Here is a 411-nt window from a genome sequence, read left to right as displayed (position 1 = left end):
CAGCACCGCCCGGCCGTGGCGGAGCCCCTCTCCCCGGCCGAGCAGGCCACCGCGTCCGCCGCGGCCGCCCGGCTGCTCGCGCCGCTGCTGCCCGAGCCGCCCGACCATGTGCTGCTCCAGGCCGACCTGACGGCGGTGGCCCCCGGCCCCCTGCAGCGGTCGCTGGCCGAGGTGCTGGACGTCCTGGCCGACGTGGAGTCCAAGGGCGGGGCGACGGTCTACCGCTTCACCCCCGGCTCGGTCCGCCGTGCCCTGGACGCCGGGCAGTCCGCCTCCGACCTGCACGCCTTCCTCGCCGCGCACGCGCGCACGCCGGTGCCGCAGCCGCTGACGTACCTGATCGACGACGTGGCGCGCCGACCCTGAGATGACCGTGCCGGCGCGGCCTCCGCGTACGTCCGCTGCGACGAC

The 411-nt window shown here is 77.9% G+C and carries 1 protein-coding gene; it reads left to right on the top strand.

Annotation, left to right across the window (positions count from 1 at the left end; genetic code table 11):
* The coding region (locus EHS43_RS45925) for a helicase-associated domain-containing protein (RefSeq protein ID WP_260471050.1) at window positions 1-366 on the top strand (366 nt) is incomplete at its 5' end.
* Between the last annotated feature and the right edge of the window lie 45 nt (window positions 367-411).

Origin of the sequence: Streptomyces sp. RP5T (assembly GCF_003933965.1) — a bacterium.
In the GTDB taxonomy this organism is placed as follows: Bacteria; Actinomycetota; Actinomycetes; order Streptomycetales; family Streptomycetaceae; genus Streptomyces.
Note: the sequence above shows the minus strand (reverse complement) of the source record. Positions and strands in the feature narration are given on the sequence as shown.